The organism is Streptomyces sp. NPDC032940, from assembly GCF_040636935.1.
In the GTDB taxonomy this organism is placed as follows: domain Bacteria; phylum Actinomycetota; class Actinomycetes; order Streptomycetales; family Streptomycetaceae; genus Streptomyces.
In genome coordinates, this window is the sequence record NZ_JBEZVJ010000011.1 from 90,512 (window position 1) to 116,018 (window position 25,507).

At 74.2% G+C, this 25,507-nt stretch carries 24 protein-coding genes and 1 pseudogene; 7 read left to right on the forward strand and 18 right to left on the reverse strand.

Translation table 11 applies throughout. The annotated features are described in order from the left end of the window. Positions 1 to 56: 56 nt before the first annotated feature. Positions 57 to 1,199 (reverse strand): hypothetical protein, encoded by a 1,143-nt coding sequence (locus AB0E77_RS16575; protein ID WP_361570607.1) that lies wholly within the window; start codon positions 1,197 to 1,199, stop codon positions 57 to 59. After that, positions 1,196 to 1,792 carry an ankyrin repeat domain-containing protein gene (locus AB0E77_RS16580; RefSeq protein ID WP_361570610.1) on the reverse strand — a complete coding sequence of 199 codons (597 nt, stop codon included), beginning with the start codon at positions 1,790 to 1,792 and terminating at the stop codon, positions 1,196 to 1,198. Before AB0E77_RS16580 ends, AB0E77_RS16575 begins: the two co-directional genes overlap by 4 nt. Before the next feature lie 328 nt (positions 1,793 to 2,120). Between AB0E77_RS16580 and AB0E77_RS16585 the strand changes: the two genes are divergently transcribed. The 4 genes from AB0E77_RS16585 (at position 2,121) to AB0E77_RS16600 (ending at position 7,116) form a co-directional block, all read left to right on the forward strand. Then, complete coding sequence (locus AB0E77_RS16585) at positions 2,121 to 3,359, forward strand: Cmx/CmrA family chloramphenicol efflux MFS transporter (protein ID WP_361570878.1); 1,239 nt, start codon at positions 2,121 to 2,123, stop codon at positions 3,357 to 3,359. Between the two features lie 279 nt (positions 3,360 to 3,638). After that, positions 3,639 to 4,997 carry a solute carrier family 23 protein gene (locus AB0E77_RS16590; RefSeq protein WP_361570613.1) on the forward strand — a complete coding sequence of 453 codons (1,359 nt, stop codon included), beginning with the start codon at positions 3,639 to 3,641 and terminating at the stop codon, positions 4,995 to 4,997. Further along, complete coding sequence (locus AB0E77_RS16595; RefSeq protein WP_361570616.1) at positions 4,994 to 6,409, forward strand: amidohydrolase family protein; 1,416 nt, start codon at positions 4,994 to 4,996, stop codon at positions 6,407 to 6,409. Before AB0E77_RS16590 ends, AB0E77_RS16595 begins: the two co-directional genes overlap by 4 nt. Further along, complete coding sequence (locus tag AB0E77_RS16600; RefSeq protein WP_361570619.1) at positions 6,406 to 7,116, forward strand: sulfite exporter TauE/SafE family protein; 711 nt, start codon at positions 6,406 to 6,408, stop codon at positions 7,114 to 7,116. The genes AB0E77_RS16595 and AB0E77_RS16600 overlap by 4 nt, the downstream gene beginning before the upstream one ends. A 32-nt stretch (positions 7,117 to 7,148) precedes the next feature. Here AB0E77_RS16600 and AB0E77_RS16605 read toward each other — a convergent pair whose 3' ends face one another. The 6 genes from AB0E77_RS16605 to AB0E77_RS16630 all read right to left on the reverse strand — a co-directional run bounded on the left by AB0E77_RS16605 (position 7,149) and on the right by AB0E77_RS16630 (position 12,737). Continuing rightward, positions 7,149 to 8,189, reverse strand: coding sequence for a substrate-binding domain-containing protein (locus tag AB0E77_RS16605; RefSeq protein ID WP_361570622.1), 1,041 nt, complete (start codon positions 8,187 to 8,189; stop codon positions 7,149 to 7,151). 97 nt (positions 8,190 to 8,286) lie between these two features. Beyond that, complete coding sequence (locus tag AB0E77_RS16610; protein WP_361570625.1) at positions 8,287 to 9,501, reverse strand: NUDIX domain-containing protein; 1,215 nt, start codon at positions 9,499 to 9,501, stop codon at positions 8,287 to 8,289. Positions 9,502 to 9,539: 38 nt separating this feature from the next. Then, positions 9,540 to 10,121 (reverse strand): class I SAM-dependent methyltransferase, encoded by a 582-nt coding sequence (locus tag AB0E77_RS16615; protein ID WP_361570628.1) that lies wholly within the window; start codon positions 10,119 to 10,121, stop codon positions 9,540 to 9,542. A 137-nt stretch (positions 10,122 to 10,258) separates the two neighbouring features. Then, on the reverse strand, positions 10,259 to 10,876 hold the full coding sequence (locus tag AB0E77_RS16620) for a hypothetical protein (RefSeq protein ID WP_361570630.1): 618 nt from the start codon (positions 10,874 to 10,876) through the stop codon (positions 10,259 to 10,261). Positions 10,877 to 10,984: 108 nt separating this feature from the next. Further along, the gene (locus tag AB0E77_RS16625) at positions 10,985 to 12,175 is read right to left on the reverse strand and encodes a GDSL-type esterase/lipase family protein (protein ID WP_361570633.1); all 1,191 of its coding nucleotides are present in this window, start codon (positions 12,173 to 12,175) and stop codon (positions 10,985 to 10,987) included. Continuing rightward, positions 12,165 to 12,737 (reverse strand): TetR/AcrR family transcriptional regulator, encoded by a 573-nt coding sequence (locus AB0E77_RS16630; protein ID WP_361570881.1) that lies wholly within the window; start codon positions 12,735 to 12,737, stop codon positions 12,165 to 12,167. The genes AB0E77_RS16625 and AB0E77_RS16630 overlap by 11 nt, the downstream gene beginning before the upstream one ends. 225 nt (positions 12,738 to 12,962) lie before the next feature. Between AB0E77_RS16630 and AB0E77_RS16635 the strand changes: the two genes are divergently transcribed. Then, positions 12,963 to 13,616, forward strand: coding sequence for a TetR/AcrR family transcriptional regulator (locus AB0E77_RS16635; protein WP_361570636.1), 654 nt, complete (start codon positions 12,963 to 12,965; stop codon positions 13,614 to 13,616). Between the two features lie 27 nt (positions 13,617 to 13,643). Here the strand turns inward: AB0E77_RS16635 and AB0E77_RS16640 are convergent, their stop codons facing one another. From AB0E77_RS16640 to AB0E77_RS16665, 6 genes are all read right to left on the reverse strand, one after another. Further along, entirely contained in the window at positions 13,644 to 14,048 is a 405-nt protein-coding gene (locus AB0E77_RS16640) for a PGPGW domain-containing protein (protein WP_361570638.1), read from the reverse strand. Between the two features lie 102 nt (positions 14,049 to 14,150). Further along, positions 14,151 to 14,942: an alpha/beta hydrolase gene (locus AB0E77_RS16645; protein WP_361570641.1), complete on the reverse strand. Its 792-nt coding sequence runs from the start codon at positions 14,940 to 14,942 to the stop codon at positions 14,151 to 14,153. Positions 14,943 to 15,034: 92 nt separating this feature from the next. Then, positions 15,035 to 16,375 carry a VWA-like domain-containing protein gene (locus AB0E77_RS16650; protein ID WP_361570884.1) on the reverse strand — a complete coding sequence of 447 codons (1,341 nt, stop codon included), beginning with the start codon at positions 16,373 to 16,375 and terminating at the stop codon, positions 15,035 to 15,037. Positions 16,376 to 16,452: 77 nt separating this feature from the next. Beyond that, positions 16,453 to 17,721 (reverse strand): AAA family ATPase, encoded by a 1,269-nt coding sequence (locus tag AB0E77_RS16655; protein ID WP_361570644.1) that lies wholly within the window; start codon positions 17,719 to 17,721, stop codon positions 16,453 to 16,455. Between the two features lie 75 nt (positions 17,722 to 17,796). Then, a complete protein-coding gene (locus tag AB0E77_RS16660; protein WP_361570647.1) occupies positions 17,797 to 19,233 on the reverse strand; it encodes a hypothetical protein in 1,437 nt (478 codons plus the stop codon). Positions 19,234 to 19,351: 118 nt separating this feature from the next. Beyond that, the gene (locus tag AB0E77_RS16665) at positions 19,352 to 19,747 is read right to left on the reverse strand and encodes a VOC family protein (protein WP_361570649.1); all 396 of its coding nucleotides are present in this window, start codon (positions 19,745 to 19,747) and stop codon (positions 19,352 to 19,354) included. A 145-nt stretch (positions 19,748 to 19,892) separates the two neighbouring features. On the opposite strand from AB0E77_RS16665, the gene AB0E77_RS16670 reads away from it, so the two are divergent. Continuing rightward, the gene (locus AB0E77_RS16670; protein ID WP_361570651.1) at positions 19,893 to 20,780 is read left to right on the forward strand and encodes a LysR family transcriptional regulator; all 888 of its coding nucleotides are present in this window, start codon (positions 19,893 to 19,895) and stop codon (positions 20,778 to 20,780) included. 27 nt (positions 20,781 to 20,807) lie between these two features. On the opposite strand, the pseudogene AB0E77_RS16675 reads toward AB0E77_RS16670, so the two are convergent. From AB0E77_RS16675 to AB0E77_RS16690, 4 genes and pseudogenes are all read right to left on the reverse strand, one after another. Beyond that, positions 20,808 to 21,349, reverse strand: a pseudogene (locus AB0E77_RS16675) (YciI family protein); the annotation flags it as partial. Between the two features lie 66 nt (positions 21,350 to 21,415). After that, entirely contained in the window at positions 21,416 to 22,378 is a 963-nt protein-coding gene (locus AB0E77_RS16680) for a C45 family peptidase (protein ID WP_361570653.1), read from the reverse strand. A 70-nt stretch (positions 22,379 to 22,448) separates the two neighbouring features. Beyond that, positions 22,449 to 22,886, reverse strand: coding sequence for a hypothetical protein (locus AB0E77_RS16685; protein WP_361570656.1), 438 nt, complete (start codon positions 22,884 to 22,886; stop codon positions 22,449 to 22,451). Positions 22,887 to 23,017: 131 nt separating this feature from the next. Further along, the gene (locus AB0E77_RS16690) at positions 23,018 to 23,275 is read right to left on the reverse strand and encodes a hypothetical protein (protein WP_361570659.1); all 258 of its coding nucleotides are present in this window, start codon (positions 23,273 to 23,275) and stop codon (positions 23,018 to 23,020) included. A 340-nt stretch (positions 23,276 to 23,615) separates the two neighbouring features. Between AB0E77_RS16690 and AB0E77_RS16695 the strand changes: the two genes are divergently transcribed. Then, the gene (locus tag AB0E77_RS16695) at positions 23,616 to 25,484 is read left to right on the forward strand and encodes an ABC transporter ATP-binding protein (protein WP_361570662.1); all 1,869 of its coding nucleotides are present in this window, start codon (positions 23,616 to 23,618) and stop codon (positions 25,482 to 25,484) included. Positions 25,485 to 25,507: the final 23 nt, after the last annotated feature.

Here is a 25,507-nt window from a genome sequence, read left to right on the forward strand (position 1 = left end):
CATGATGCGCGCGGGCGGTCGGGGCCGCGCGCCCGCACCGATGCCGGAGACGACGCTCACAGGACCGCGACGCCCAGCGGCCGCTCGCCCGCCGCGATGCGCCGGGCCGTGCCGGCGCCGAGGTCCACCACGGTGACGCCGTTCCAGTAGCCGTCGCGGGTGAAGCCGCCCGTGACGAAGGCGCTGCGGCCGTCGCGCGACACGGTGACCCCTTCGTGGGGGCCGTCGAGCGGGATCACCCTCTCCCGCCCGTCCGCGGTGCGCACCGTCAGCGAGGGCCCTTCGTCCCGCGCGGGGTCGACCGGCCCCGTGCCCACGACGAGCAGGGTGCCGTCGGCGGTGACGGTCACGCCGTGCTGGTGCGTGTCGGCGGTCATCCGCTCGACGCGCGACGCGCCCGTCGCAGGGTCGACGACGACCAGACGCTCGCCCTCGAACGGCAGCAGCAGCCTCCCGTCCGAGGGGCGTACGGCGGCGTAGTGCGGCTTGAGCCAGGAACCCAGGCCGCCCTCGGTGCCGTACGGAGCGACCTCGATGCGCCGGGTCGCCAGGGAGCGGGCCGTCACCACGGTGACGTCGAAGGAGTCGTGGTTCGTCACGTACACCTCGCCGCCGTCGCGCGAGACGTCGACGTCGAAGGGGCGGCGGCCCACCTGGGCGGAGCCCGTGACCCGGAGGGCGCGGGTGTCGATCACCTCCAGGGCGCCGTTCCCGTCGGGCCGGTTGACGCCGACGTACACGTGCCGGCCGTCGGGGGAGAGGGCGATGCCCATGCCGCCGCCGCGGTATTCGCCGTACGCCGGTTCCCCGAGGCCGTGCGACGTGTAGGGGACGCGGGCGAGCCGCCGCCGGGTGCCGGTGTCCACGACGGCGACGCCCTCGGCGGTGGCGACCCAGGCCCGTCCGTCGGCACCGACGACGAGTCCGTACGGTGCGGTGCCGACCTCCGTGGAGGCGAACGCACCCCGCGCCGGGTCGACGAACGTCACGGTGTCGGAGCCGAAGTCGGCGACGATCAGCGAACCGGCCGGTGTCCGGGCGGGCGCCGGGCCCTCGGCGGTAGCCGGCGCCGAGGCGTCCGTCCGGGAGGCGGCGGGGGAGGACGCCCCGGTCGTGTCGTGCCGGGGAGCCGGAGCCGCACACCCGGCGCCCAGCGCGACGGCCGTGGCGAGCGTCGCCAGTACGGCGGCCCGCCTCACCGGACCGCCCTGAGCAGGGCGGCGATCTCCGTGAAGCCGCGCCGCTCGGCGTGCTCGAGCGGGGTCACCCCGTCACCGTCCGGCAGACCCGGGGTGGCGCCGGCGGTGATCAGCAGTTCCACGATCTCCTGGTGCGCCGTGCCGCCGTCGCCGAGGATCACGGCCTCCAGCAGGGCGGTCCAGCCGAGCCGGTTGACATGGTCGACGTCGATGTCCGTCTCGCGGAGCACGGCACGGACGTAGTCCACGTGCCCCCGCTCGCTCGCCGGGATGAGGGAGACGCCGCCGAAACGGTTCACCACCGTCAGGTCGGGGCCGGCCGGCAGCAGGGCCCGCATCATGGCGACGCTGCCGGTGACGCCGGTGACAAGCCAGGGACTGTCGAGACGGTCGTCCTGGGCGTCGGGGTCGGCGCCCGCGGCGACCAGCACCCCGGCGGCGGCCACATGGTCGCCGAGCGCGGCCAGCAGCAGCGGGGTGCGGCGGTGCCCGTCGCGTGCCTCCACCGCCGCACCGGCCTCCAGGGCGGCCCTGACGGCTCCGGCGTCACCGCGCTCGGCGGCGTCCAGGAGGGCGCGGTCGGGATCGTTCATCGTGACACTCCTCGTGTTCCGTGGGACGGGAGCGAGGCGGCCCCGCGGTGCGCCACGGCGGCGGCCCTCGTCCCGGGCCGGTCCGTCACCGCCCCGCTCGGCATCCATCCTCGCCCCCGCTCCCGGCGGCCGGCGTCGTCGCTTCGGCCGCCGGCGGCGCACGGAGGGGGGACACCGGGGTCATCCGATCGGACGACCCGGGTGCCTAGCGACGAGTGGGCCGGCCCGACCGCATCGTGAGACCGGTGGCCGTGGGGGAATGTCAGGAGGAAAACCGTCGTTGGCACGTGTCATGCCCGACTCTTCCCCACGGCTCGCGGTACCCCGCATGCCCCTCGCCGTCTACATTCTCGGCCTCTCCGTATTCGCCCTCGGCACCAGTGAGTTCATGCTCTCCGGGCTGCTCCCGCCGATCGCCGACGACATGGACGTGTCCATTCCGCAGGCCGGACTGCTGATATCGGCGTTCGCGATCGGCATGGTGATCGGCGCGCCCCTGCTCGCGGTCGCGACGCTGCGGCTGCCGCGGAAGATCACCCTCGTCTCCCTGATCACGGTCTTCGGGCTCGGCCAGGTCGCGGGCGCACTGGCGCCGACGTACGAGGTCCTCTTCGTCTCACGCGTCGTCAGCGCCCTGGCGTGCGCGGGATTCTGGGCGGTGGGCGCGGCCGTCGCCATCGCGATGGTGCCGCAGACGGCGCGGGCCCGAGCGATGGCGGTGATGATCGGCGGACTGTCGATCGCGAACGTCCTCGGCGTCCCCGCGGGCGCCTTCCTCGGTGAGCACCTGGGATGGCGCTCCGCGTTCTGGGCCGTGGGCGCGGCGTCCGCGATCGCCCTCGTCGGAGTGGCGACGAGGATCCCCCGCATCCCGCTGCCCGAGCGCCGGCCGAGGCTCAGGGGCGAGCTGGCGATCTACCGCGACCGCCAGGTGTGGCTCTCCGTCGTGGTGACCGCGCTCGCGGCGGGCGGCGTGTTCTGCGCCTTCTCCTACCTCGCACCGCTGCTCACCGACGTGGCCGGCCTGGCCGACGGCTGGGTGCCGACCGTGCTGGCCCTGTTCGGCATCGGCGCGCTGGCCGGCACGACGATCGGCGGACGCGTCGCCGACGCCCATCTCTTCGGCGTGCTGCTCTCGGGCGTCACCGCCTCGACCGTGCTGCTGACCGCGCTGGCGCTGTTCGCCGCCAGTCCCGCCGTCGCGGTCGCCCTGTCGTTCCTGCTGGGCGTCTCCGCCTTCTACACCGCCCCGGCGCTCAACGCCCGCATGTTCAACGTGGCGGGCGCCGCTCCCACGCTCGCCGGCGCGACGACGACCGCCGCGTTCAACCTCGGCAACACCGGCGGCCCCTGGCTCGGGGGCACGGTGATCGACGTGGGCCTCGGCTTCGCCGCCACGGCCTGGGCGGGTGCGGCGATGACCGCTGTCGCGATCGGCCTCGTGGCCGTCTCGCTGCGTCTGCACAGCCGCTCCCGCATCGTGACGGGGGGCCTCGCCGCGGAGCCCGTGGGTGCGAAATCCCCGGGCACGGAAGCCTGGGCAGGGGAGCACGCCCGGCGGGTGTGACGGAGGGACACCCCGGATGCCATGTCCCCGGCGCGCCGTAGAGGGCGCCGGGGACCTTGACGATCGGTTCCGAGGGGTCACATACTGACGGCCAAATCGATTTGGCCTCATCGCTATGGCTCTCCGTCCAGGGCCGGATCGCGGCTGAAATCCGAGCGTGCCCGTATGCCCGAACGGAGCCCGAACGTGTCCAGTCCCCGCCAGACCCGCCCCCCTGCCGGAGCCCCACCGGCCCCGGGCCGCGAAGCGGCCCCAGAGCGCCCGGACGACTCAGTCCCCGTGACCGCCGACACGGCCGGCCGGCCCGCCGTGCACCCCGTGGACGAGGCCCGCCCCCTGGGCCGGATCCTGCTCTTCGGCATCCAGCACGTCCTCGTCATGGCCGCCACCCCCATCTCGGCGATCTTCCTGATGAGCGCCACCCTCCGGCTCGACGCCGGCCTCACCGTCGACCTGCTCTCGGCCGCCTTCGTGCTCTCCGGCGCGGGCTCGCTGCTCCAGTCGCTCGGCCTGCGGAAGTTCGGACCGCGGCTGCCGTTCGTGATGCTGCCGGGCGGGGCGCCGCTCATCCTGTTCCTCGCCATCGCCGAACAGCACGGCCTGCGCACCGCCACCGGCGCGGTGGTCCTGACGGCGGTGTTCACCTTCGTCGTCCTGCCGGTCTTCTCCCGGCTGCTCAGGTACTTCCCCGCCCTCGTCATCGGCACCATGATCGTCATCGTCGGCGTGAACCTCGTGAAGGTCGGCGCGGTCCTGGTCACCGGCCAGCCCGGCTCGCCGGGTTTCGCCGACCCCGCGAACCTCGGTCTCGGCATGGCGACGATCGGGTTCACCGTCGCCTTCTACCTGCTCTTCAGCGGCGTCCTGCGCCAACTCGCCGTGATGCTGGGCCTGCTCGCCGGAACCGCGCTCGCCGCGGCGACCGGCGCGCTCGACGGGGGAGGCCTGGCGGGCGGCGGCCTGGTGAACCTGCCCCAGCTGATGCCCTTCGGCTCTCCTCAGTTCAACCTCGTCGCCGCGCTGCCGCTGATGCTCTACAGCCTGGCCTCCATGGCCGAGGCGACCGGCCAGACCGTCATCAACGCCGAGGCCGTCGGCAAGGAGATCGACCAGCGGACCGATGTGCCGAAGACCGTCCGCGGTGACGCGCTCACCTCGCTCTTCGGCGGATTCCTCGGCCTGCCGCTCATGGTCACCAGCGGTGAGAACATCGGGATCGTCCGCGTCACCGGGGTCCGCAGCCGCTTCGTCACCGCCGCCGCGGGCGTCGTCCTCATCGTCATCGGATTCCTCGCCCCGGTCACCCGGGCGATCAGCGTGATCCCGACCGCGGTCGTCGGCGGCACCGCCATGGTCGTCTTCGGCGTCATCACCGTGCTCGGCGTCCAGATGCTCGGCCGCTCCGACCTCGACCGGCACACCAGCACCTTCGTCTGCGCCGTCGCCCTCGCGCTGGGACTGCTGCCCATCCTCGTCCCGGGCGTGTACGGCGGCTTCCCGGCCAATGTCCGCATCCTCCTCGAAAGCGGCGTCGCCGTCGGCACGTTCGCCGCCGCCGTCCTCAACATCCTTTTCCACCACGTCAGGCCCGGCGTCGCCGCCCGTCTGACCTCCGCACGCACAGGAAGCGACCGATGAACCATCCCGACCGTGACGCCCTCGCCCACCCCGGCCCGCTCCTCCTCCTGCCCGGCGCGGTCCTGCTGCCGGAAGGCCCCGCCGACGACTGGGCGGTCCTGGTCGACGGCGGCCGCTTCGAGGCCGTCGGACCGGCCGCCGAACTGGAGCGTACGCACCCGCAGTCACGGACGGTGCGGCTGCCCGGCCACCTGCTGATGCCCGGCTTCGTGGACGCCCACCACCACCTCACCCAGAGCTTCGGCTCCGCACTCGCCTTCGGAGAGCCCTCCGAGATCTTCCGCCGGGTCTGGGTACCGCTGGAGGGCGCGCTGGACGAGGAGTCCGCCTACACGGCGGCCAAACTGGCCGCGCTCGAGGCGCTGCGCGGCGGTTTCACCACCGTCGCCGACGCCGGCACCCGCGCCGACGTCGACGTGGACGTCGTCGCGTCGGCCGCACGCGACGCCGGGATCCGCTGCGTACTCGGCCTGATCTGCAACGACGCGGACGACGCGGACGGCACCGGCCAGGCCGTGCTCGAGAACGCCGGGAAGCACCTCGCCCGCTACACCGGCGACGCCCTGATCCACCCCTCGCTGGCCGTCTCGATCCCCGAGGCCGCCACCGAAGGCACCCTGAAGGCCACCGCGCGCCTGGCCGCCGAGGCCGGCACCGTCGTGCAGATCCACGTCAACGAGCACCTCGCAGGCGTGGAACGCTCCCTGGTCCGGCACGGATTGCGCCCCCTCGAGCACCTGCACCGCATCGGCGCGCTCGGCCCCCAACTGCTCGCCGCCCACGCCACGTTGCTCACCCCGCGCGAACTGACCCTGCTCGCCGACACGGGCACCGCCGTCAGCTACAACCCCGTCGCCAGCGCGTGGAAGGGCAACGCGGTCGCCCCCGCGACGGCGATGGCCGAGCGCGGCGTCCGCTTCGGGCTCGGCACCGACGGTACCCGCGGCGACGGCTTCCGGCTCGCGGACGCAGCCGAGTTCGCCCAGCGGCTGGCCTACGGACTGGCGACCGGCGACTCGTCGTGCGGGGCCGGCTGGACGTGGCTGGACCGGGCCACCCGCGGGGGAGCGGACGCCGTCGGACTCGGCACCCGCACCGGCACCGTCGCGCCGGGCGCGGCGGCCGACTTCCTCCTCGTCGACACCGGCACCCCGGAGACGGCGCTCTCCTGGGACCTGCCGTGGGAACTCGTCCGACGCGGCAACCGGGACCAGATCAGTGCCGTCTTCGTCGCCGGACGCCTGCGCATGTGGCACGGCAGCCCGGTCGACTGGGACGGCCCCGCGCTGGTGCGACGGGCCACCGAACTGGCCCGCGCCACCGTCGCCCGGGCCGGTGTCACCCGGGTGCACCCGACGTCCACGGCGTCACGGGCGCTGAGCACGTCCCAGGAGCGGAGCACGGCACAGTGAGTACGGAGATGCTGGCGGTCCTCGCAGTGACGGTGGCCGTCGCCGCGTTCGTCCAGGGCAGCAGCGGCCTGGGCTTCGCACTGATCGTCGCGCCCGTGGCCGGGATCGTCGACCCCGGACTCGTCCCGGTCTTCGTCCTGGCCTCGATGATCCCGCTCAACGCCTACGTCGCCTGGCGCGAACGCGCGTCGCTCGACCTGCGCGGCGCCGGCTGGATCACCGGGGCGCGGCTCGCCGCCACCCCGGCCGGGCTGGCCCTGCTCTGGCTGATCCCGGAACGCAGCCTCGGCCTCTTCGTGGGCGTGGCCACGGTGCTCGCGGCCGTCGTCAGCCTGACCGCTCCCGCGTTCGCGCCCGGCCGGGTCGCGTACGTCGGCGCGGGCGCCGTCACCGGCCTGACGGAGACCGCGACCGGAGTCGGCGGACCGCCGCTCGCCCTGGTCTACCAGCACCGGCCGCCCGCCGAACTGCGCTCCACCGTCGCCGCGTGCTTCCTCGTCGGGGAAGTGGCCTCCCTGCTCCTGCTGTTCGCGACGGGCAAGGCACAGGCCGCGGAACTGGGCCGGGCGACCCTGCTGCTGCCGGCCATCGCCGTGGGCGCCTGGCTCAGCCGCCTGGTCCACCACCGCCTGGACGCGCGCAGGATGCGTCTGTTCGTCCTGGTCTTCGCGCTGGTCTCCGGCCTGGTCCTGATGTCGGGCGCCTGACATCCGCTCGGGGCCGGCCGTGCTTCGCCGGCTCAGGTGCGCACAGCCCGTACCGACGAGGCCCGGGCGATCACCCGCGGCGGCGGGGACACCACCACCGACTCGGCGGCGGTGTCCCCGCGCAGCCGCCCCAGCAGCAGCTCCACGGCGTCGCACGCCGCCCGGTCCAGGTGCAGGTCCACCGCCGTCAGGGGCGGCTCGCAGGTACGGGCCCGCAGACCGTCGTAGCGGGTGACGACCATGACGTCGTCCGGCACCCCGCGCCCGCTGTCCCGGATCGCCCGGACCGCGCCCACCGCGAACGCGTCGACCAGGGCGCACACCGCGTCGACCTCCGGATGCTCGGCGAGCAGGGCGAGGCAGCGTTCGTACCCCGCCTCCTCACCGCCCGCCTCCGGCACCTTCGCCACGACCGGCGTCCAGCCGTACCGCTCGGCGACCCGCTCGTAGGCGGCGAGCGCGTCGACGGACGAGTGCCGGGTGCCGGAGCCGACGATCAGCGCCGGCCGTTCGGCGCCCTGCTCGTGAAGGTGTGTGAGCAGCAGATCCGCCACCAGATCGCCGCGCAGGTCGACGTGGGGCGCGTCCTCGTCCGGCGACACGGGCCTGCCGAGCGCCACGTACGGCAGCCCGCGTTCGCGCAGCTGGGCGACGGCGGCGTCACCCACCTCCGGCTCCACCACGATGGCCCCGTCGATGTCGACGGAGTACAGCGCGGAGCCCGACTGGACGGGCGGCACGAGGACGAGGGCGTAGTCGTGGAGCAGCGCGCTCTCCGCGGCGGCCGCCGCGACCTCCATGTAGAACCCGAGGCGGGACGGCCCGCCGGCCACCGCGAAGGGCATCGAGGAGGCCAGCGCGATGGCCTTCGCCTGCCCGCGCCGCAGCCGCTGCGCCCGCAGGTTGGGGCGGTACCCCAGGTCCGCCGCGGCCTGCCTGACGCGCTCCCGGGTCCGGGGGTCGACCTTGCCGAGCCCGTTCAGGGCGTGCGACACGGTCGTGCGCGACACCCCGGCGACGCGGGCGACGTCGGCGATGGTCGGCGGCTTGGGGCCGGGGGCGGAAGTAGCCATCTGCGCGAAGACTCCTCGCTGGGCATGGACGGTTGACGCCGACCATCTTCGCCGACGCGCCGGCCACACCGCCGAGGCACCCGGTCCGGGACCCGGCTCAGCCGGCCCCGCCCGGCCGTCCGGGCGACGCCGCCGCGTCCGCGAACGGCGTGAAGTGGGCGGGCGGGTGGTCGATGGGAGGCAGATCGGTGCGCCATGAGGTCAGGATCTGGGCGCTGCATTCGAACAGTCCCGGCGGCAGCCCGTCCAGCGGCCACCAGCGCCAGCCGCCCACGCTCTCGCCCGGCCGGTCGTGGGGATCGCCCTGCCAGGCCGTGACGACGGCGCCCACGGTGACGCGCACCACGGCACCGACGTGGTCGACGAGCGTGCCCAGCAGCGTCACGTCCTCGGGGCGGGCGAGCAGCCCGGTCTCCTCGGCCAGCTCGCGCACGACCGTCTCCGGCAGGGACTCCCCGGGCTCGACGGTGCCACCGGGCAGCTCCCAGGTGCCGTGCCGGTGCCGGCCCAGCAGCAGACCGCGCGGCCCGAGCACGACGGCGCCGACGCCGATCGCGGCGTGGGGCACGGGCGGCCGGCCGGTCCGCGGCCGGCTGGACAGAGCGGGGGCGGACGGGGAGGCGGTGCGGTGCCGGCGGGCCCGGATCAGCTGAAGAACCCCCGGGTTGTCCTCGTCCGGTGCGTGAAGGAGCTCGGTTCCCTCCACCCTGAAGCCGTGCTCGCGCAGCAGCTCTTCCCACAAGCGGGGCTCGAGCACCCACATCAGGGTGGGAATCGGCTCCTCCCGCCGCAGCCGGATGAGCTCCGTGCGCGACACCACCTCATCGGACGGGCCCAGCCCGTCGGAGTCGGTGTGCAGAGCGGAGAAGACGAGGGGAGCGCCGTCGACCAGCCCGTCCCGCAGCGCCGGCAGCAGATGGCGGGGATCGATGCAGGCGAACGTGCGCAGACCGTACGCCGCGTCGTACGGCCGCACCCGCCGCAGGTGCTCGGCGACGTCCGCGAGGACGAACCGGACGCCGGGCTCCGAGCCGTGATCGTTCAGCGCACGCCGGTGCTGGGTGGGGGACAGGTCGACACCGTCCACGCGGGCGCCGTACGCGCGGGCCAGGTGGACGGCGTGGTGGCCGGGCCCCGATCCGACGTCGAGGACCCGCTTGCCCCGGATGTCGCCGAGCACCTCCGCCCCGGGACCCACGCCGGGCCAGAACCCCCAGTCGATGCGGTCCGGCACGGGAGGCGACCAGCCGCGGTCCAGCTGCCGCTGACCGTAGACCGTCCAGCTCTGCTCGTCGGCGGGGTGCGTCGTCACGGGCGGCTCCTTCTCGAGGTTCGGGCACGCAGGCGCTGTCAGGGCCGGAGGGCGTAGCAGCGGAAGCACGGATCGAGCTCGCTGACCCGCACCCTCGACCACCCTGCCGTGAGAAGTTCCACATCGGCCGCTCCCGCGTCCCAGGACCTCGGCGGCCCCTGTCCCGCGGTGTGCACGGAGGTCACCACCCAGAAGACGCCTCCGGGCGCGAGGAGGCGGCGCACCCGGGACAGGAAATCGGGCTTGTCGGCGGCCCAGCGGTAGACGAGCCGGCACGCGACGACTGCGAAGGCGGAACGCGGCAGCCGGTCGGGGGTGACGGCGTCGAAGTCCAGGACCCGCAGATCGAGTTCCGGGTTCCGCCGGCGGGCGGCGGCCACGGCGGTGGGGGAGCAGTCGATGCCGGTGGCCCGGTAGCCGAGCCGGTCCAGGTGTCCCGTGAGTTCCCCGTCTCCGCAGCCGATGTCGAGCGCCGGCCGGCCGCGGCCGGCACCGAGATGCCGGCGCATCGCCTCGGACTCGGCGTCGTCGATGGTGCGGTAGCGCCGGCCCCGCCGCCAGGCGGGCTCCCAGTACGAGACGGCGTCGCACGCCGGGTACGGCGTCTCGGTGGACGTCATGAGGGGAGGCCCGTGGACACGCGGACAGGGCATCGGCGGTGGGGCACCCGCGCCCCCGAGGAGGAACACATCGCTCTGAACAGTCCCCACTTCGGGTCGTCGTCACACGCTCCGGCGCGTGTGCGCCGGCGGCGGGGTCAGCAGTCCCCCGTGCGGCTCGACACCGCGAAGGTGAACTCGGGCAGCTTCACGGCCGCCGCGTCGCCGGAGAGCCCGGGGGCCACCGTGTCCGCCCATCCGGTGAGCGTGCGCTCGACGTGCATGCAGAAGGAGGCGCCGGTTCCGTCGGCCGTGATGCGGTAGTGGGCCTCGTCGGAGGTCGTCGACCCCGTGAGGGTGGCGTGGACGCCGAGCTGCGGGGCGTCGCCGCCGCCGTGCTCGACCACCTCCTGCTCGACCGTGGTGGCGTACTCGCCGTCGAAGTCGGCGGGTGTGTCGCCGTCGAGCGGGCCGCCGTGGACGGAACTGCCGTCCAGCGCACGGGTGGCTCCCTCGACCGCGCTCGTCAGCTCGTCCTCGCTCCAGCCGGTGTCGTCCTGCACGGCGATGCCCTGGATTCCGATGACGACGGCGACCACGGCCACGACGACCAGGACGACGCGTGCCGCCGTGAAGGCGGCGTCCGGCAGGTCCGGGGCCGAGGGGTTCAGCGACGCGCGCCAGGAGCGGACCCGGTCCGCCTTGGCGCAGGCCATCAGGAGCAGCAGCGCCGCGAGCACGAAGATGAAGACGGTCATCCCCGTCAGTTGGGACATGCGCGGCCCTCCAGCCCTTCCCGCCCTTGCCGCGCCACGCGCGCGGCACGCCCAGGATGATCGCAGACCCGTCCGCGGACGGGACGGCCCGGGGGCCGCGTGACGTGGTCAGGCGGGCGTGGTGGCGAAGGGGCCGCCGTCCGCGAAGGCGATCCGCGCGAAGTTCTCGCCGATGCGGCGGTGCCCGGCGGGGTCGGGGTGGACCTCGTCCGGCAGCGGGCACTCCGCGTAGTCCTTCTCGCCGTACAGCTCGCGCCCGTCGAGGTGGTGCAGGTGCGGGTCCTCGGCGGCCCGCTGCGCGACGATCCGGGCGAGGGCGTCTCGGACGACGTTGAGCGTCAGGCGTCCGGCGGCGCGTTCGGCGGGGTCGCCCGTGGCCCTGAACCGCAGTGTCCCGCCGTCGAAGTCGGGGGCGAGCGGCCCGGGGGTGTCCTCCTGGACCGGGCACAGCAGGGGCGACACGACCAGCAGCGGCGTGGCCGGATGCCCCTCGCGGACGGTGTCGAGGAAGCCGTGCACCGCGGGGACGAAGGCGCGCAGGCGCATCACGTCGGCGTTGACGACGTTGATGCCGATCTTGAGGCTGATCAGGTCCGCGGGGGTGTCCCGGACGGCGCGGGCGGTGAACGGATCCAGCAGCGCGCTGCCGCCGAAGCCCAGGTTGACCAGCTCCACCTCGCCCCGGCTCGCGGCCAGGGCCGGCCAGGTGGCGGTGGGGTGGGCGGCGTTCGAGCCGTGGCTGATGGAACTGCCGTGGTGCAGCCACACGCGGCGCCCGCGGTCCGCCGCCGCCTCGACCGGGGCGTCGGTGTGCAGCGCGATCAGCTCGGTGGTCTCCGTGTGCGGGAGCCAGATCTCGACGTCCTTGTCCCGTGCCGGCAGACCGGTGAACCGGGCGGTGCCTGGAGGCCCTTCGCGCAGTTCGGCGCGCTGGGTGACCAGGTCGACGACCGTGCGGACGTTGCCGCCGGCCACGGTCGCCTGGGCGGCGAGGCGGCCGTCCACCAACAGGTCGTAGACACCGTCCGCCGGGGCCGGAAGCCCTCGGTAGGCGCGCTTGGTGGGCAGGGTGACCAGTTCGACGGTGGTGGCCCGGGTGCGGAAGACCAGCCGTACGCCGGAGGGCTGGCTCTCCGCCACGGCCAGCTGGTCGTCGGGGATCTGGCGGCGGGCCCGGGCGGGCAGCCGGTGCGGCAGCAGGCCGTGCGCGGTCGGCTCGACGTCGAGGGCGCCGCGCAGAAGGTCCGCGGTCACGGGCGTGGTGACCCGGTCGTGGCCGGTGTCGTGGTCAGTGCTCATGGCCTCGGTTCCGTAGAAGTGCGTCGAGCGAGTCGAGGACCCAGGTCCAGGACTCCTGCGAGTCGACCGCGGTGTGGCTGAAGCCGCCGGCCATCTCCAGGCTGACGTAGCCGTGGAAGACGCTGCCCAGCATCCGGACCGCATGTGTCTGGTCCGGCTCCGTCAGGTCGTAGCCGCGCAGGATCGCCCGGGTCATCTGCGCGTGCCGGACACCCGCGCTCGCGGCCGCCGTCTCGGGGTCGAGCCGGAGCCGGGCGGCGTCGTAGCGGCCGGGGTGCTCCCGGGCGTAGCCCCGGTAGGCGTCCGCGAAGGCGGCCAGCGCGTCCCGCCCCGCCCGCCCGGCCAGCGCGGCGGCGACCCGGTCGGCGAGTTCCTCCAGGGCGAACAGGGCGATCCTCGTCCTCAGGTCCTGAGAGTTCCTCAGGTGCGAGTACAGGCTCGCGACCTTGACGTCGAACCGCCGGGCGAGCGCCGAGACGGTCACCCGGTCGAAGCCGACCTCGTCGGCCAGTTCCGCACCGGCCCGCGTCAGACGCTCCGGCGTCAGCCCTGCTCGCACCATCATCCGCCTCCCCTTTTCCACCGAGACCCATTGTGTATCTGCCTAATGTCTTTAGGCAAATGGCTGGAGTTCTCGGCAGTGGCCTTCAGGTCGCGCGGCGGTGCTTCGAGGCCGGCGGCGAGGTTCACGGCCGCGACAGGGTGCCGGCTGCGACCCACGGATTGCGTGATACCTTCTAACGAAACTTCGCGCATATATCCATCCGGTCGAGAGAGGGTGCGGGCCATGGAGAAGGCGCAGGCGAGGACACCGCGGGAGCGCTACCGCGCCGAGGTGCGGGCGGAGATCAAGGAACGTGCCTGGGAGCAGATCGCCACGGCGGGAGCGTCCGCGCTCTCCCTCAACGCGATCGCCAAGCAGATCGGCATGAGCGGGCCCGCGCTCTACCGTTACTACGCGGGACGCGACGACCTGATCACCGAGCTCGTCACCGACGCCTACCGCGGCCTCGCCGAGGCCTGGGGCGAGGCCCGACGGGCCGGCGCCGGCCCGGCCGGTCTGGCGCACGCCCTGCGCGGCTGGGCTCTCCAGCACCCCCAGCGGTACTTCCTCATCTACGGCACCCCCGTGCCCGGCTATCACGCGCCGGAGGAGACCGTCACCATCACCTCGGAGATGATGTCGATCCTGCTCGACGCCTTCATGGCCCTGCCGGGCAACAGCCCGCAGGGGCCCTTCGACACGCACCTGGAGACCCACCGGGACTGGGTCCGCGGCCACCCAGCCGGCCCCCCGGTCCTCCACGAGGCCCTGGCCTTCTGGACCCGTCTGCACGGAGTCCTCTCCCTGGAACTCGCGGGTCACTTCGCCGCCATGGGCTTCGACCCCGCCCTGCTCTTCGAGGCGGAACTGGACGACCTGCTGGCCCGCCGGACCTGACGCCGCGCACGGCGGGGCGAGGCGGCTTCACCGACGGCCGGCGTGGACGCGGCGGTGGCTCCAGACGAGCAGGGTGAGGAGGACGAGGCCCGAGAGGATCAGGCTCGCCCCCGTGGCCCACCCGGCGAACGGGACCTCGGGCACCAGCCCCCACACCAGGCCCGCGCCGATGAGGCACAGTCCCGCCAGGACCGAGCCGGCGACCCGCCACGGCGAGGACACGCTCTCCTCGGCCGCACGCATCGCCTGCCTGCGGGCGGGGGCGACGAACCGGTCCACCGCCGGTACGGCGCGGGACAGCAGCACCACCCCGGCGAACACGAGCAGCAGCCCCGGCCCGGGCAGCACCAGCAGCGCCGCACCGACGAGCACCAGCACCGCGCCGAGGACGCCCAGCGTCACCCGCCGGACCGAATCGACGCTTCGAGCCATGTCCTCCCACTCTCCTGAACTCGGCACGGACGGCGGGTACCCGGCGGCGTCCCGGTGACGACGTCGTCCCACGCGCCCTGCGTGCGTCGCGGCGGCGGCGCGTCAGGGCACCGGAGCCGGCGCACGCCGGATCGGCATCATCGTCTCGACCGGGCCCTGCGCCAGGTGCTCCAGGACCAACCGGTTGACCAGGGCCGGCTTCTCCAGCGGGACCAGGTGGGACGCTCCGGGGACGACGGCCAGCCGCGCGTCGGGGAGCGCGCGGTACAGGGCGTTCGTGTGCTCCAGCGTCATCATGTCGTCGTCGCCGACGAGGACGAGGGCGGGCGCCCGGACGCGGGCCAGGTCCTCGACGGAGAGCGTCGGCTGGGTGCGCCACATGTCGGTGAGCTTCGCGGCGACGACCGGCCAGTGGTCCGCGCCGTCCGGAGCGACGGCCGCGTACAGCTCGCGGAAGAACGCGAGCTCGGCGCTGTCCGGCGTCATCGCGTCGAGCATCGCCGGCTCCACGAAGGACTCGGGTCCGGGGCGGAAGCTGGCGCCGATCAGCACGACTCTGCGGACCAGGTCGGGTCGTGCGGCGGCGACCAGCAGCGCGACGACGGCCCCGTCGCTCCAGCCGACGAGGTGGGCCGCGCCCCCGACGACCGTCTCCAGGAAGTCCACCGTGTCGGCGGCCATGTCCTGATAGGTGAGCGGCCCCGGTACGTCAGGGGTGCGCCCGTGCGCCCGCCGCTCGGGCAGGAAGAGACGGTACGCGGCGGCGAGGTCGGCGCGCTGCGCACCCCAGGTGTCATTGGTGCAGAAGCCGCCGTGCAGCAGGACCAGCGGATCGCCGCTCCCCTCGGTCTCGTACCAGGTCCTGACCCCAGGAAGGTCCGCGTAGTCACCCATCGTGTCCCGGCCCTTCTCCGGACGGCTGTCCTCGCGCGGCCAGTCTCCGCCGCGGTCCCGGCGCCCGCAACAGCGTGCGGCCCCCCGGCCGGTCAGCCGATGGTGACGACCCGTGCCCAGGCCGGGGGCGTGTCCGGGACGTAGTCGGGGTCGTTCTCGTCGTGGCCGTCGGCCGGACGGGGGAAGAGCCCCACCACCGTCCGGCACGGAGGCTGCTCCGACGGCCACGGCGTCTGACCGTCCGTCAGCGCGACGATCACGTCCGGGCGGGGACGGGAGCGCAGCGCCCGCGCGAACCCGGAACGCAGATCCGTTCCGCCACCACCGATCAGCTCCATGTTCCCGGCGCGGCAGAGCTGGACGGCGACACCGGCCGCCGCGTCGCAGGAGATCACCGAGACCAGGTCGCGCCGCCCTCCCACAGCCTGCGCGATCGCCGCGACCTCCAGCAGCGCACTGCCCAGCTCCGCGTCGCTCACCGATCCGGAGGTGTCGATCACGACACAGACCCGGGGCGGCGTCCGGCGCAGGCTCGGCAGCAGCACCCCGGGCAGACTCGCCGAGCGCCGGGACGGGCGCCGGTAGCTGTGGTTCTCGCCCACCCCCGGCCCGCCGGCCGCCGAGCGGACCGCCGCCCCGAGCAACTCCCGCCACGGCTGCGGCGGATGGAAGGCCTCGTCCGCCCAGCGACGCCACCCCTCCGGCGCCTCACCGGGCCGTCCCCTGATCCCTTCCGCGACCCGGAAACGGACCGCGTCCCGCTGCTGTCTGCTCAGCCCGTGAGCGCCCTCGGGCCCCAGCTCCCACGGCCGCTCCTGCCCGTCCGCGCCACTGCCGCAGTCCAGCCAGGCCAGGTCCCCGGAGAGCCCGGCCATCGACGCGGTCCGCAGATACTCCTCCATCAGCAGGCCGGAGGGCAGCCGCAGCAGCGACGGCACCACCACGCCCCTCGGCCGGGGCAGGCCGTCTCCGTAGATGTCGTCGTTGATCTCGAAGTCGGCGGCGATGTTGCGGCGCCGCGGCTCGCCCGGCCCGTTCTCCTCGTGCCGGCGCGCATACCGCTCGCTGCGCCCGTGGTGGTCCCGCAGCAGGTGGGAGACCTCGTGGACCCATACACCCGCCAGTTCCTCCACGGGCAGGCGCGCCACGAAGGCGGGGGAGACGTAGCAGCGCCAGTGCGCGTCCACCGCCATCGTCGGTACCGACCGGTCCTCCACCACGTGCAGCGCGAAGAGCGCGTCGGCCAGGTAGGGACGGACCTTGACGGCGTGCAGCCGGGCGGCCAGCAGCTTCTCCGTGTCCAGCCGGAGCCCCGGCCGCTCGGGCTCCGCACCGGTCCCGGTGCCGGTCCTGACGCCGGCCCCGGTGCCGGTCCCGGGCCAGGTGTCCGGCAGCGTGGTCCGCACCGGGCGCGGTGGTGCGACCGGCGACATCGGATACGGCACCGGCCGTTTCCCCCCGGCGGCCACCGGCGGCAGCGGACGCGGCTCCGGTCGCCGCACGGCCCCCGTCACCGGCGTGCTTCCGCCGCGACCGCGGTGCCGGACGCCCCGGTGACCCGCTCCACCGACCGGTCCGCCCGCCGGGCCAGGCCGATCACGCCGGCCAGCCGCTCCACCGCCTCCGGTACCTCCCAGTCGTCGCGCCGCAGCGCCGCCAGCGCCGTCGCCGGGGCGACCAGCAGATCCGGTGCGCCGGTCTCCAGCGCCCGCACCAGCACCGCCCAGCCGGCCTCCCACCGCTCCCGCCGTGGCCGGGCCCCGACGGCGGCGACCACCGCCTCCAGCGTCGCCTGCCGCAGGTCACCGCGCTCGGGCAACTCGGCGGCGGCCGGGTCCGCGAGCAGTGACTCCGGGTCAGGCAGGTCCATCCGGTCCAGATGGGCGAGGAACTCCAGGCCCGGCCCGTCCCCCACCGCGCCCCGCACCAGCAGCGCCAGCACGTCCCGGGAGACGGAGGCGGCCGTCGCGAAGGCCAGCAGCGTCAAGGTGGCGTCCCAGCTGCGCGGCGAGGGCCAGGCACCGCCGCGCCGTGCGTCGCTGCGGGGCAGCCGGTGGATCAGCGTCGGCCGGGCCTTCAGGAACCCGCAGACCGCGCGCCGGGCGAAGGCCACCGCCTCCGGGAGCCGCTCCGCCGCCGGCCGGGGCAGCTCCGCCCGTGGCCAGACCCCGCCCAGTCCGCGCACCACCACCTCCGGGTCGTGCGCCCAGTACAGGTGGACGAACCGGTTGGCCAGCGGAGGGCTCAGCTCCCACCCGTCCGCCGCCGAGGCCCGTGGATTGGCGGCGGCCACGATCCGTACGCCCGGCGGCAGCTGCAGCGCACCGACCCTCCGTTCCAGGACGACCCGGAGCAGCGCGGCCTGGACGGCCGGCGTGGCGGTGGAGAGCTCGTCCAGGAAGAGCAGGCCGCGCCCGGCCCGCACCAGTTCCACGGCCCACTGCGGTGGCGCCATCGGCACGCCCTGCACGGCGGGGTCGTCACCCACGATGGGCAGCCCGGAGAAGTCGGACGGCTCGTGGACGCTGGCGATCACGGTGGTCAGCGGCAGGCCGAGGGAGCCGGCGAGCTGGGTCAGGGCGGCGGTCTTGCCGATGCCCGGCTCGCCCCAGAGCAGGACGGGCAGGTCGGCGGCGACGGCCAGGGTGAGGGCCTCGAGGCCGTCGTCGGGACGCGGCTCCGTGGTCGTCGTCCGCAGAAGGGACAACAGGGCGTCGGCCACGACGAGTTCGCAGTCGGTGGTCGCGGCGGGACCGGGCAGGGAGGTACGGGGCGTCATGGGCATCACCTGGGTGTGCGAGAGGGCGCGGCACGGGGGCCGGAGCCGAAGGGAAGAGGGCGAGGGGAGGGCCGGTCAGGAGAAGAGGCCGGTCCGGGGCCGGACCCGGCTGTCGCGCTTGCGGCGCATCGCGAGCGGCATGCGCCGGTCCACCCGGGGACGGCGCCCCGGGTGCGCCTTCCCGGCGGCCGGGTGCACGGCGACCAGTCCCGAGCGGAAGAGGCCGTGATCGACACGACGGTCCGCGGCCGACTCCAGTACGTCACGGAGCGGCCCGTCGCGCAGGACCGCTTCCGGGCCGAGCAGCGCCTCGACCACGGCCAGCGCCCCGACGGCGTCACCGTGGGTGAGACGTTCCCGGACCGCGGGCAGCGCCTCGGGGCTGCGGTGCACCGCGTCGATGGCGCGCAGACAGGGCAGCGGCGGCCCGCCGAGCGCCACCAGCAGCTCCTCCCGCCGCACCTGTTCCGCGTCGTGGTCGATCGCCGTCAGCACCCCGTCCCGCAGGCCGATCCGGTGGACCTCGCCCCGGCATTCCACCCGGTGCGGATCACCGGACTCGCGGACGAGGCCGGCCCGCGTGACGGAAGCCGTGGACGGTGATCCCACCCCCGTCAGCGCCGCGGCGACGAGCGGGTGCAGCTGTCCGGCCGCGACGAGACCCGCCCGCAGCAGCTCCAGGTCCGGCAGGACCCGTGCCGCGGCCTCCGGCAGCACCGGGAACGCCGCGGCCTCCTGCGGCGGCAGCGTCCCGGACAGGGGCCGGAGCGTCGGGGCGTGACTGTCGTCGGGAGCGACGAGCCGGAACACGGCGCGATTCCGGCGCGCGAGCCGTACGGCGAAGGCGCCCCGCGAGCGCCCCTCGGCCCGCAGCAGACGCTCCGCCTCGTCGGCCCAACGCCCCACGGCCCACGATCCGTCGGGCAGGTCGAGGACGGAGGTGTCCCCGCCACCACCCGACGGCTCCCGGGCCGCGCCGCACCGCCGGGCCAGCTCGCCGCTCCGCCCGGCGTCCCAGAGGTGCCGGTGCAGGTCGAGCCGGAAACGCCGGTCGGGATGCGGATGCGGGTGACGTCCGCGGGTGTCACCGCCGGAGCCGTCCCACAGGGTCAGGGACATGCGCTGTCCGGCGTCCGCCCGGGCGGGCGGTGTCCGTACCACCAGGTGGAGCGTCGTGGGACCGGCGGCGCGGTAGCGGGCGAGAGTGAGCGTGAGGCCGGGTCGCAGCCGCCCGTCGGGGGCGATCCGGGGCATGTGCCAGCGCAGCAGATCCGGCGCCAGCCGGCGCAGGTCCGCCCGGAGGCGCTGGGCGAGGTCGGTGCCGTGGCGGTCGCGCACGGCGCGCAGATCGAGGTCGGCGTCGATGCGGGCGGCGGCACAGGCCCCCGCCCAGTCACCGACCGCACGCCGTGCGGTCGCGGTCTCGATCATGGACGGTGGCACGGCGTACGCGCGCACGCGCTGCCACATCGGCAGGTGGTCCGGAAGGCCGTTCGCGAGGTGATGTGCCATCAGCACTCACCCGAGGCGAACGATTCCCCCCATCCGTACGAGAAGAAGTTCATCATCGCGGGCATCGTAACCACCCCGGTGACGGGCTGTCATTCCCTATTTCCGCGCGGCCGGGTCCTCAGGCGTCCTGCGGATACCAGCGCAGTTCCACGGTGTTGCCGTCGGGGTCCGCCACGTACAGCGAGACGGCTGTGCCCCGGGCACCGAAGCGCTCGCCGGGGCCGTCCAGGACGGTGAACACGCCGGAATCGACGACCTGCCGCCAGTCGAGGGGCTCGACCACCAGGCAGATGTGGTCGACGTTCGAGCCCTGCGGGCCCTCGGCGGGGCCCTGCGCCTCGACGAGGTCGATGATGGTGCCGGGGCTCACCCGCACCGAAGGGAAGGGTGCCCGGCCGGCCCGCCACTCCTCGACCCGTACGGGCTCGAGCCCCAGCGGGCCGGTGTAGAAGGCGAGCGAACGCTCGACGTCGGCGACGTTCAGGACGAGGTGGTCGAAGGCGATCACGCGCATGGGTGTCTCCGCAGGTGAAGGCGCCCGGGGGCGCCGAGGGGGGCGATCCGGGGTCGCTCCCGGCCGGGTTCCAGCATGGCCGAGCACCGATCCAGCGGTCCAACGCATGTTTGTCATCCGATCCATCGTGCTTCACGATCCACGCATGGATCTCCAGCAGATGCGCTACGTCCTCGCGGTCGCGGAGACCGCCGGCTTCACCCGTGCCGCCGAACGGTGTCACATCGTCCAGTCCGCGCTCAGCCACCAGATCGCCCGGCTGGAGAAGGAACTGGGCGCCCGGCTGTTCGAGCGGACCAGCCGCCGGGTGCGGCTGACCGCCGCGGGAGAGGCGTTCCTGCCGGCCGCCCGCGAGGCCCTGGAGGCGGCGGAGCGGGCCAGGGCGGAGGTGGCGGCGGCCACCGGCGAGATACGGGGCAGACTCACCGTCGGCTCGATCCCCACGGTCGCCGCCGTCGATCTCCCGGCACTGCTCCACGACTACCGCCGGCGCTACCCCCAGGTGAGGATCACCCTCCGCGCGGGCTCCAGCGAGCGCCTCGTCGAGCAGGTCCGCGAGGGCACACTCGACGCGGCCTTCCTCGGTGTGCAGCCGGGGTTCCGGCTGGAGGGCGTCCACGACGAGGAACTCGCCCACGGCCGGCACGTCGCCGTGGTGGCACCGGACCACCCGCTGGCGGCGAAGGACGAGGTGGACCTCCGCCACCTCGCCGACGAGGAGTTCGTGGACTTCGCCGAGGGCAGCGCCGCCCGTGCCCAGTCGGACCAGGCCTTCGCTGCGGCAGGTCTGCGCCGTGAGGTCACCTACGAGGTGTCCGGCGTCGAGCTGATGATCCGGATGGTCCGCCACGGGCTGGGCATCGCCCTGCTGCCCGCGGCGTTCACGACCCAACTGCACGGGCTGCACCGCGTGGCCATCACCGACGGGCCGGTACGGGTGGAACACCTCGTCCGGCGCCGTACCACGCCGTCCCCCGCGGCCGCCGCATTCCTCTCCCTGCCCGGCCTCCGCGCCGCCCGCCCGCCGGCGTAGCGGGCCGGCCGGCCCCCCGGGCTGTGAACGACGCCCGCCGAACTCCCAGTCGCGGACATCGATGTCCGCGTACCGGTCCTCGGTCAGGAAAGACCGGGCCGCCTCCGGGTCCGGGGCGCGGACCAGCAGCGCCGTGCCCAGCCAGGCGGCACCGTCGTCGGACAACAGCGGCCCGTGGGCGATCAGTTCGTCCGCGCCGGGCGGTACCGCGAGGTCGGCGGCCTGCCCCGCGCCGAATCCGAGCACCGGGAACCGGTCGCCGCCGGTCCGGCCGCCGGGGAACTCCCACATGGCGCGCCCCAGGGTCTTGCGCCGGCGCCGTAGCAGCACGTCCCGGTGGACACCGGCCTGATGGTTCGGCTCGTCGAAGGCGAAGGCCCGGGCGGCGGCGTCGGGCAGGTCGAGTACGTGCAGGCTTCCCGTGGGGTCTCGCCGTCGGCGGCGACGGTCGGGCCGCGGGCGATCATCTCCTGCGCGTGCCGGTCCGTGGAGGACCAGTGCTCTTCCGCCAACTCGTCGCGCAGTGCCGCGGACCCGGGCCGGTCACGGTGGTGGCAGAGAATCTCCATATCCGGTGATCTACAGGGGGCGGCAGGTCGAGGGGGTTCAGCTGCGGCGGCCGCTCGGCGGCCGGATCAGCGGCCGCCGTCACCGTGCGGCCGGCCCAGAGTGACGGTGCGGGATCCCGGAGCGAAGCCGGCCAGGGAGAGCTCCCACTCCTCCTCACCGGGCCAGTGGTACGTCACGCGGCCCTCGGCGGGGCGGTAGTGGGCCGTGTACACGGTGCCCAGCCACTCGTCGTACGCGTACTGGTAGAGCGGCGGTCGCAGCATCGCGGCGACGTCGGCTCCCGCGGCCCGCACGGCGGCCAGCCGTTCCTGTGTCCGGCTGAAACGCTCCTGCTCGTCCGGCACCGGCAGATGCTGATGATTGGCGGCACAGGAGTCCGGCGTCTCGATGAGCGCGATGTCGGGGCCCACGTGGACCGTCGCCGTGCGCTCCGGATCGACGAGGGTGACGTTCTGCGGGATCGCGACCGGTATGACGCGCAGCCGCTCCACCGCCTCGTCGACGGTACGGCACGTCTCCAACAGGTAGCGCAGCACGATGGGAAGGGCGAATCCGGGCCCGTGGACGAACCGGCCGCCGAAGGTGAGCGACACCGCGAGACCGGCGTCGTTCATGCCGTCCAGCAGCCCCCACCCCGCTTCCTGCATGCCGATCACCGGGCGCAGGAAGCGGGAGGAGACGACGGTGCCTTCGCAGGCCTCGGGGGCGAAGTCGTAGTTCCTGAGCAGAGTGCCTCCGGTCCCGGTCTGGGTGCAGCCGGAGAAGAACGGGCGTACCGCCGCCAAGGTGAGGAACGTCCTGGCCCAAGGCCGGTCGAGCTGGCCGGCGAGCCGGTCCAGTGCCGGAACCAGTTCGGGCATGTGCGTCTCGAACAGCCGCTGGGCCCGGGCCGAGCCCTCCGGGGTACGGGCCTCATCGGTGAGCCAGTCCTCGGCGGCGGCCATCGCCGGGCGGACGTGCCCGGCCCATCTTCCGTCACCGCCGTCACCGATCTCGACGGCGTGGAACGTCTTCACGTGGTGGCTCATGACGTCGGACTCAAGCCCTTTCCGAGCCGTCATGTCAACACCGCACGCGACGGCGTACGGTGACGCGCGGTCAGGACGACGCGTCCGACCGCCGGTGGGCCGCAGCGGCGTCGGCATCCTGGCGACAGGCCGCGTCGTGCAGGCCGCCCAGTGAGGTCCACCACCGCTCGCAGCAGTCGTGGACGGCGGCGCGGTGGGCCGCCGCGGACCGGGTGCACCCCGGCCCGTGCGCGAGCGTGCCCGCGGAGCGCCAGAAGGCGCAGCACGGTGCCGGGGCGGCGAGTGGTCCCGCCGGGAGGGGCCGGGCGAGCCGCTCGGCCCGCAGCGCCCGGGTGATCCGCCGCTGGTGCTGCGCACGGGCATCGGCGGCACACCAGGCGAAGACGGCCACGCCGATGAGGCCCGGCAGGGACAGCAGCGGATGGTACGCGGCCGCGTAGCCGGCGCACCCGAGAAGCAGGACGGCGACCGCGCCGCACGCGCGGGCGGTGTGCAGGGTCGGCAGCACGAGGACTCCCACTGGTCGGCGACGTCAGGGCTCGGGATCCCGTATGCCCCGTCGTCACCGCCGTACGTCCGGGTCGCCGCACGACGGAACAGGCGCGGGAACCGCGACCGCGGCTCCCGCGCCTGCCGGCGTCACCCCGCCGCGGACGCCGCCCGGCGACGGGCCACGCCGCGCAGGAAACGATCCCGCTGTGCGGGGTCGACGGCCAGATCCACCCCGACCCGGGCCAGGGCGGTCGCGCCGTCCAGGACGGCGCGGTCGGCACCGGGGCCGGTCCCGTGGCGGGCGAAGTCCTCGGCGTGCTGGAGGGCACCCGCGGTGTCGTACCCGATGCAGGGATGGAGGGACGGCACGACGCGGGACACGTTGCCCATGTCGGTGGAGGCCATCGGCTCACCGTGGCGGGCCACCGGCTCCCGGCCGCGGTCAAACGCATGGGGCACCTGCTGGACGCCGGCGGCCGTCGCACGGGGACACGGGCGATCAGGGTCTGGTGGGCCGGCCGGTCCACCCGGTTCCGTACGGGGCCGCGGCGACCGGGTCCGCGGGCTCCCCGACGGATGCCGGTGCCGACCGCCTCGAAACGGGGGCGCCCCCCGGGTGATCCGGGACGCAAGTGCAGCCATGCCAGATGCGGAGATGTCCGGTTCTCGCCGGTCCGCGGTAAATGCCTGGACCCGTGGCCCCGCCTGACGGGAGACTGCCTGCTTCCGAACCTCCGGGAGCGTGATGGGAACGACGGACACACCGGCGCCGACACCGGGCAGGAGCGCGGTCGTTCTGGCGCTGCGCCGCTACGGCCGGGAACTGCTGCGACTACGCCGGTCGGCCCTGCCCGCGCTGCTGCTGCCGGCCGTGGGCAACATCGGCATCCGCTACGTCGCACCGCTGCTGATCGCCAAGCTGGCGGGACAGGCCGCCGGCGACGGCGGACTCACCCTCGCCCCGGCGCTGCCATACGTGCTGGGCTTCGGGGTGACCCTGCTGCTGGCCGAGGCCGTGTGGCGGGTCGGGCAGCACTGTCTGAACCGGGTGGACGCCCTCGGCATGGAACACCTGTACGTGGAGGGCATGGACGAACTCCTCGCGAAGGACGCGGCGTTCTTCCACGACAACTTCGCCGGGTCCCTGACCAAACGGGTGCTGAGCTTCGGCAAGCGTTTCGAGGACTTCGTCGACACGGTGACGTACCGGATCGTGGGCAGTCTCGTGCCCCTGGTGTTCGGTGCCGTGGTGCTGTGGAGCTACGAACCGATGCTCGTCGCCGGCCTGCTCGCCATGATCGCGCTGACCGTCCTCGCCGCGACCCCGCTGATCCGCCGCCGGCAACGGCTCGTCAACGACCGTGAGGCGGCGATCGCCCGGGTCTCCGGCCACGTCGCCGACAGCCTGACGAACATGGAGACCATCCGGGCGTTCGCGGCCGAGCGGCGGGAGGCCGAGGAGCACCGCAGCCGGGTCGCGGACTCCCGGCGCCTGACCCTGAGGTCCTGGGACTACGGCAACCTGCGCGTCGACACCCTGATCGCCCCCATGTCCGTGCTGACCAACGTGCTGGGTCTCGTGACCGCCATCGCCTTCGGCAGCCCGGACCAGGGGGTGGAGGAGGTCGTCGTCGCCTTCACCTACTACTCCAACGCGACCCAGATCATGTTCGAGTTCAACCAGATCTACCGGCGCCTGGAGAGCTCGATGACCGAGGCCGCCCAGTTCACGGAGCTGCTGCTGGACCCGCCCACGGTGCTCGACCCGCCGGCGCCGGAACCGCTCCTGCCACGGGACACCGGCATCCGCTTCGAGGCGGTGACCTTCTCCCACGCCGGAGCGAAACCCATCTTCCAGGGACTCGACCTGGACGTGCCCGCGGGCGCACGCATCGGACTCGTCGGCAGGTCCGGCGGCGGCAAGACCACCCTCACCCGACTCCTGCTGCGGATGTCGGACATCGACGGCGGGCGCATCCTGATCGGCGGTCAGGACATCAGCCGGCTGCGCCAGTCCGACCTGCGCTCACTGATCGCCTACGTACCGCAGGAACCCGCCATGTTCCACCGCAGCCTGCGGGAGAACATCGCCTTCGCCCGGCCCGGCGCCACGGACGACGAGATCCACGCGGCGGCCGCGGCCGCGCACGTCACCGAGTTCGCCGACCAACTCCCCGACGGTTTCGCGACGTTGGTGGGGGAGCGGGGGGTCAAGCTGTCGGGCGGCCAGCGCCAGCGCGTCGCCCTGGCCCGGGCCATCCTGCGTGACGCCCCCGTCCTGCTGCTCGACGAGGCGACCAGCGCGCTGGACTCGGAGAGCGAACTCCTCGTCCAGGACGCTCTGTGGCGGCTGATGGACGGGCGGACGGCCCTCGTGGTCGCCCACCGGCTGAGCACCGTCGCCGGCATGGACCGGCTCGTCGTCCTGGACCGCGGCAGCGTCGTCGAGCAGGGCACCCACGAGGACCTGCTGGCGGGGAACGGCGCGTACGCCAAGCTGTGGCGGCACCAGTCGGGCGGCTTCCTCGGGGAGAGCGCCGACGAAGCCTGCGGGCCGGTCCCGGGAGCCGGTCCGGGCGGGCTGCCCGGACCGGCCGAGCCGGCGCCGACGTAGCCGAGCAGCCCGGGTCCCGCGTG

Excerpts from the sequence above, each read along its gene's own strand:
- AB0E77_RS16580 (WP_361570610.1), bottom strand. The coding sequence starts at position 1,792 with ATGAACGATCCCGACCGCGCCCTCCTGGACGCCGCCGAGCGCGGTGAC.
- AB0E77_RS16585 (WP_361570878.1), top strand. The coding sequence starts at position 2,121 with ATGCCCCTCGCCGTCTACATTCTCGGCCTCTCCGTATTCGCCCTCGGC.
- AB0E77_RS16595 (WP_361570616.1), top strand. The coding sequence starts at position 4,994 with ATGAACCATCCCGACCGTGACGCCCTCGCCCACCCCGGCCCGCTCCTC.
- AB0E77_RS16605 (WP_361570622.1), bottom strand. The coding sequence starts at position 8,189 with ATGGCTACTTCCGCCCCCGGCCCCAAGCCGCCGACCATCGCCGACGTC.
- AB0E77_RS16615 (WP_361570628.1), bottom strand. The coding sequence starts at position 10,121 with ATGACGTCCACCGAGACGCCGTACCCGGCGTGCGACGCCGTCTCGTAC.
- AB0E77_RS16620 (WP_361570630.1), bottom strand. The coding sequence starts at position 10,876 with ATGTCCCAACTGACGGGGATGACCGTCTTCATCTTCGTGCTCGCGGCG.
- AB0E77_RS16625 (WP_361570633.1), bottom strand. The coding sequence starts at position 12,175 with ATGAGCACTGACCACGACACCGGCCACGACCGGGTCACCACGCCCGTG.
- AB0E77_RS16630 (WP_361570881.1), bottom strand. The coding sequence starts at position 12,737 with ATGGTGCGAGCAGGGCTGACGCCGGAGCGTCTGACGCGGGCCGGTGCG.
- AB0E77_RS16635 (WP_361570636.1), top strand. The coding sequence starts at position 12,963 with ATGGAGAAGGCGCAGGCGAGGACACCGCGGGAGCGCTACCGCGCCGAG.
- AB0E77_RS16640 (WP_361570638.1), bottom strand. The coding sequence starts at position 14,048 with ATGGCTCGAAGCGTCGATTCGGTCCGGCGGGTGACGCTGGGCGTCCTC.
- AB0E77_RS16645 (WP_361570641.1), bottom strand. The coding sequence starts at position 14,942 with ATGGGTGACTACGCGGACCTTCCTGGGGTCAGGACCTGGTACGAGACC.
- AB0E77_RS16650 (WP_361570884.1), bottom strand. The coding sequence starts at position 16,375 with ATGTCGCCGGTCGCACCACCGCGCCCGGTGCGGACCACGCTGCCGGAC.
- AB0E77_RS16655 (WP_361570644.1), bottom strand. The coding sequence starts at position 17,721 with ATGACGCCCCGTACCTCCCTGCCCGGTCCCGCCGCGACCACCGACTGC.
- AB0E77_RS16660 (WP_361570647.1), bottom strand. The coding sequence starts at position 19,233 with ATGGCACATCACCTCGCGAACGGCCTTCCGGACCACCTGCCGATGTGG.
- AB0E77_RS16665 (WP_361570649.1), bottom strand. The coding sequence starts at position 19,747 with ATGCGCGTGATCGCCTTCGACCACCTCGTCCTGAACGTCGCCGACGTC.
- AB0E77_RS16670 (WP_361570651.1), top strand. The coding sequence starts at position 19,893 with ATGGATCTCCAGCAGATGCGCTACGTCCTCGCGGTCGCGGAGACCGCC.
- AB0E77_RS16680 (WP_361570653.1), bottom strand. The coding sequence starts at position 22,378 with ATGAGCCACCACGTGAAGACGTTCCACGCCGTCGAGATCGGTGACGGC.
- AB0E77_RS16690 (WP_361570659.1), bottom strand. The coding sequence starts at position 23,275 with ATGGCCTCCACCGACATGGGCAACGTGTCCCGCGTCGTGCCGTCCCTC.
- AB0E77_RS16695 (WP_361570662.1), top strand. The coding sequence starts at position 23,616 with ATGGGAACGACGGACACACCGGCGCCGACACCGGGCAGGAGCGCGGTC.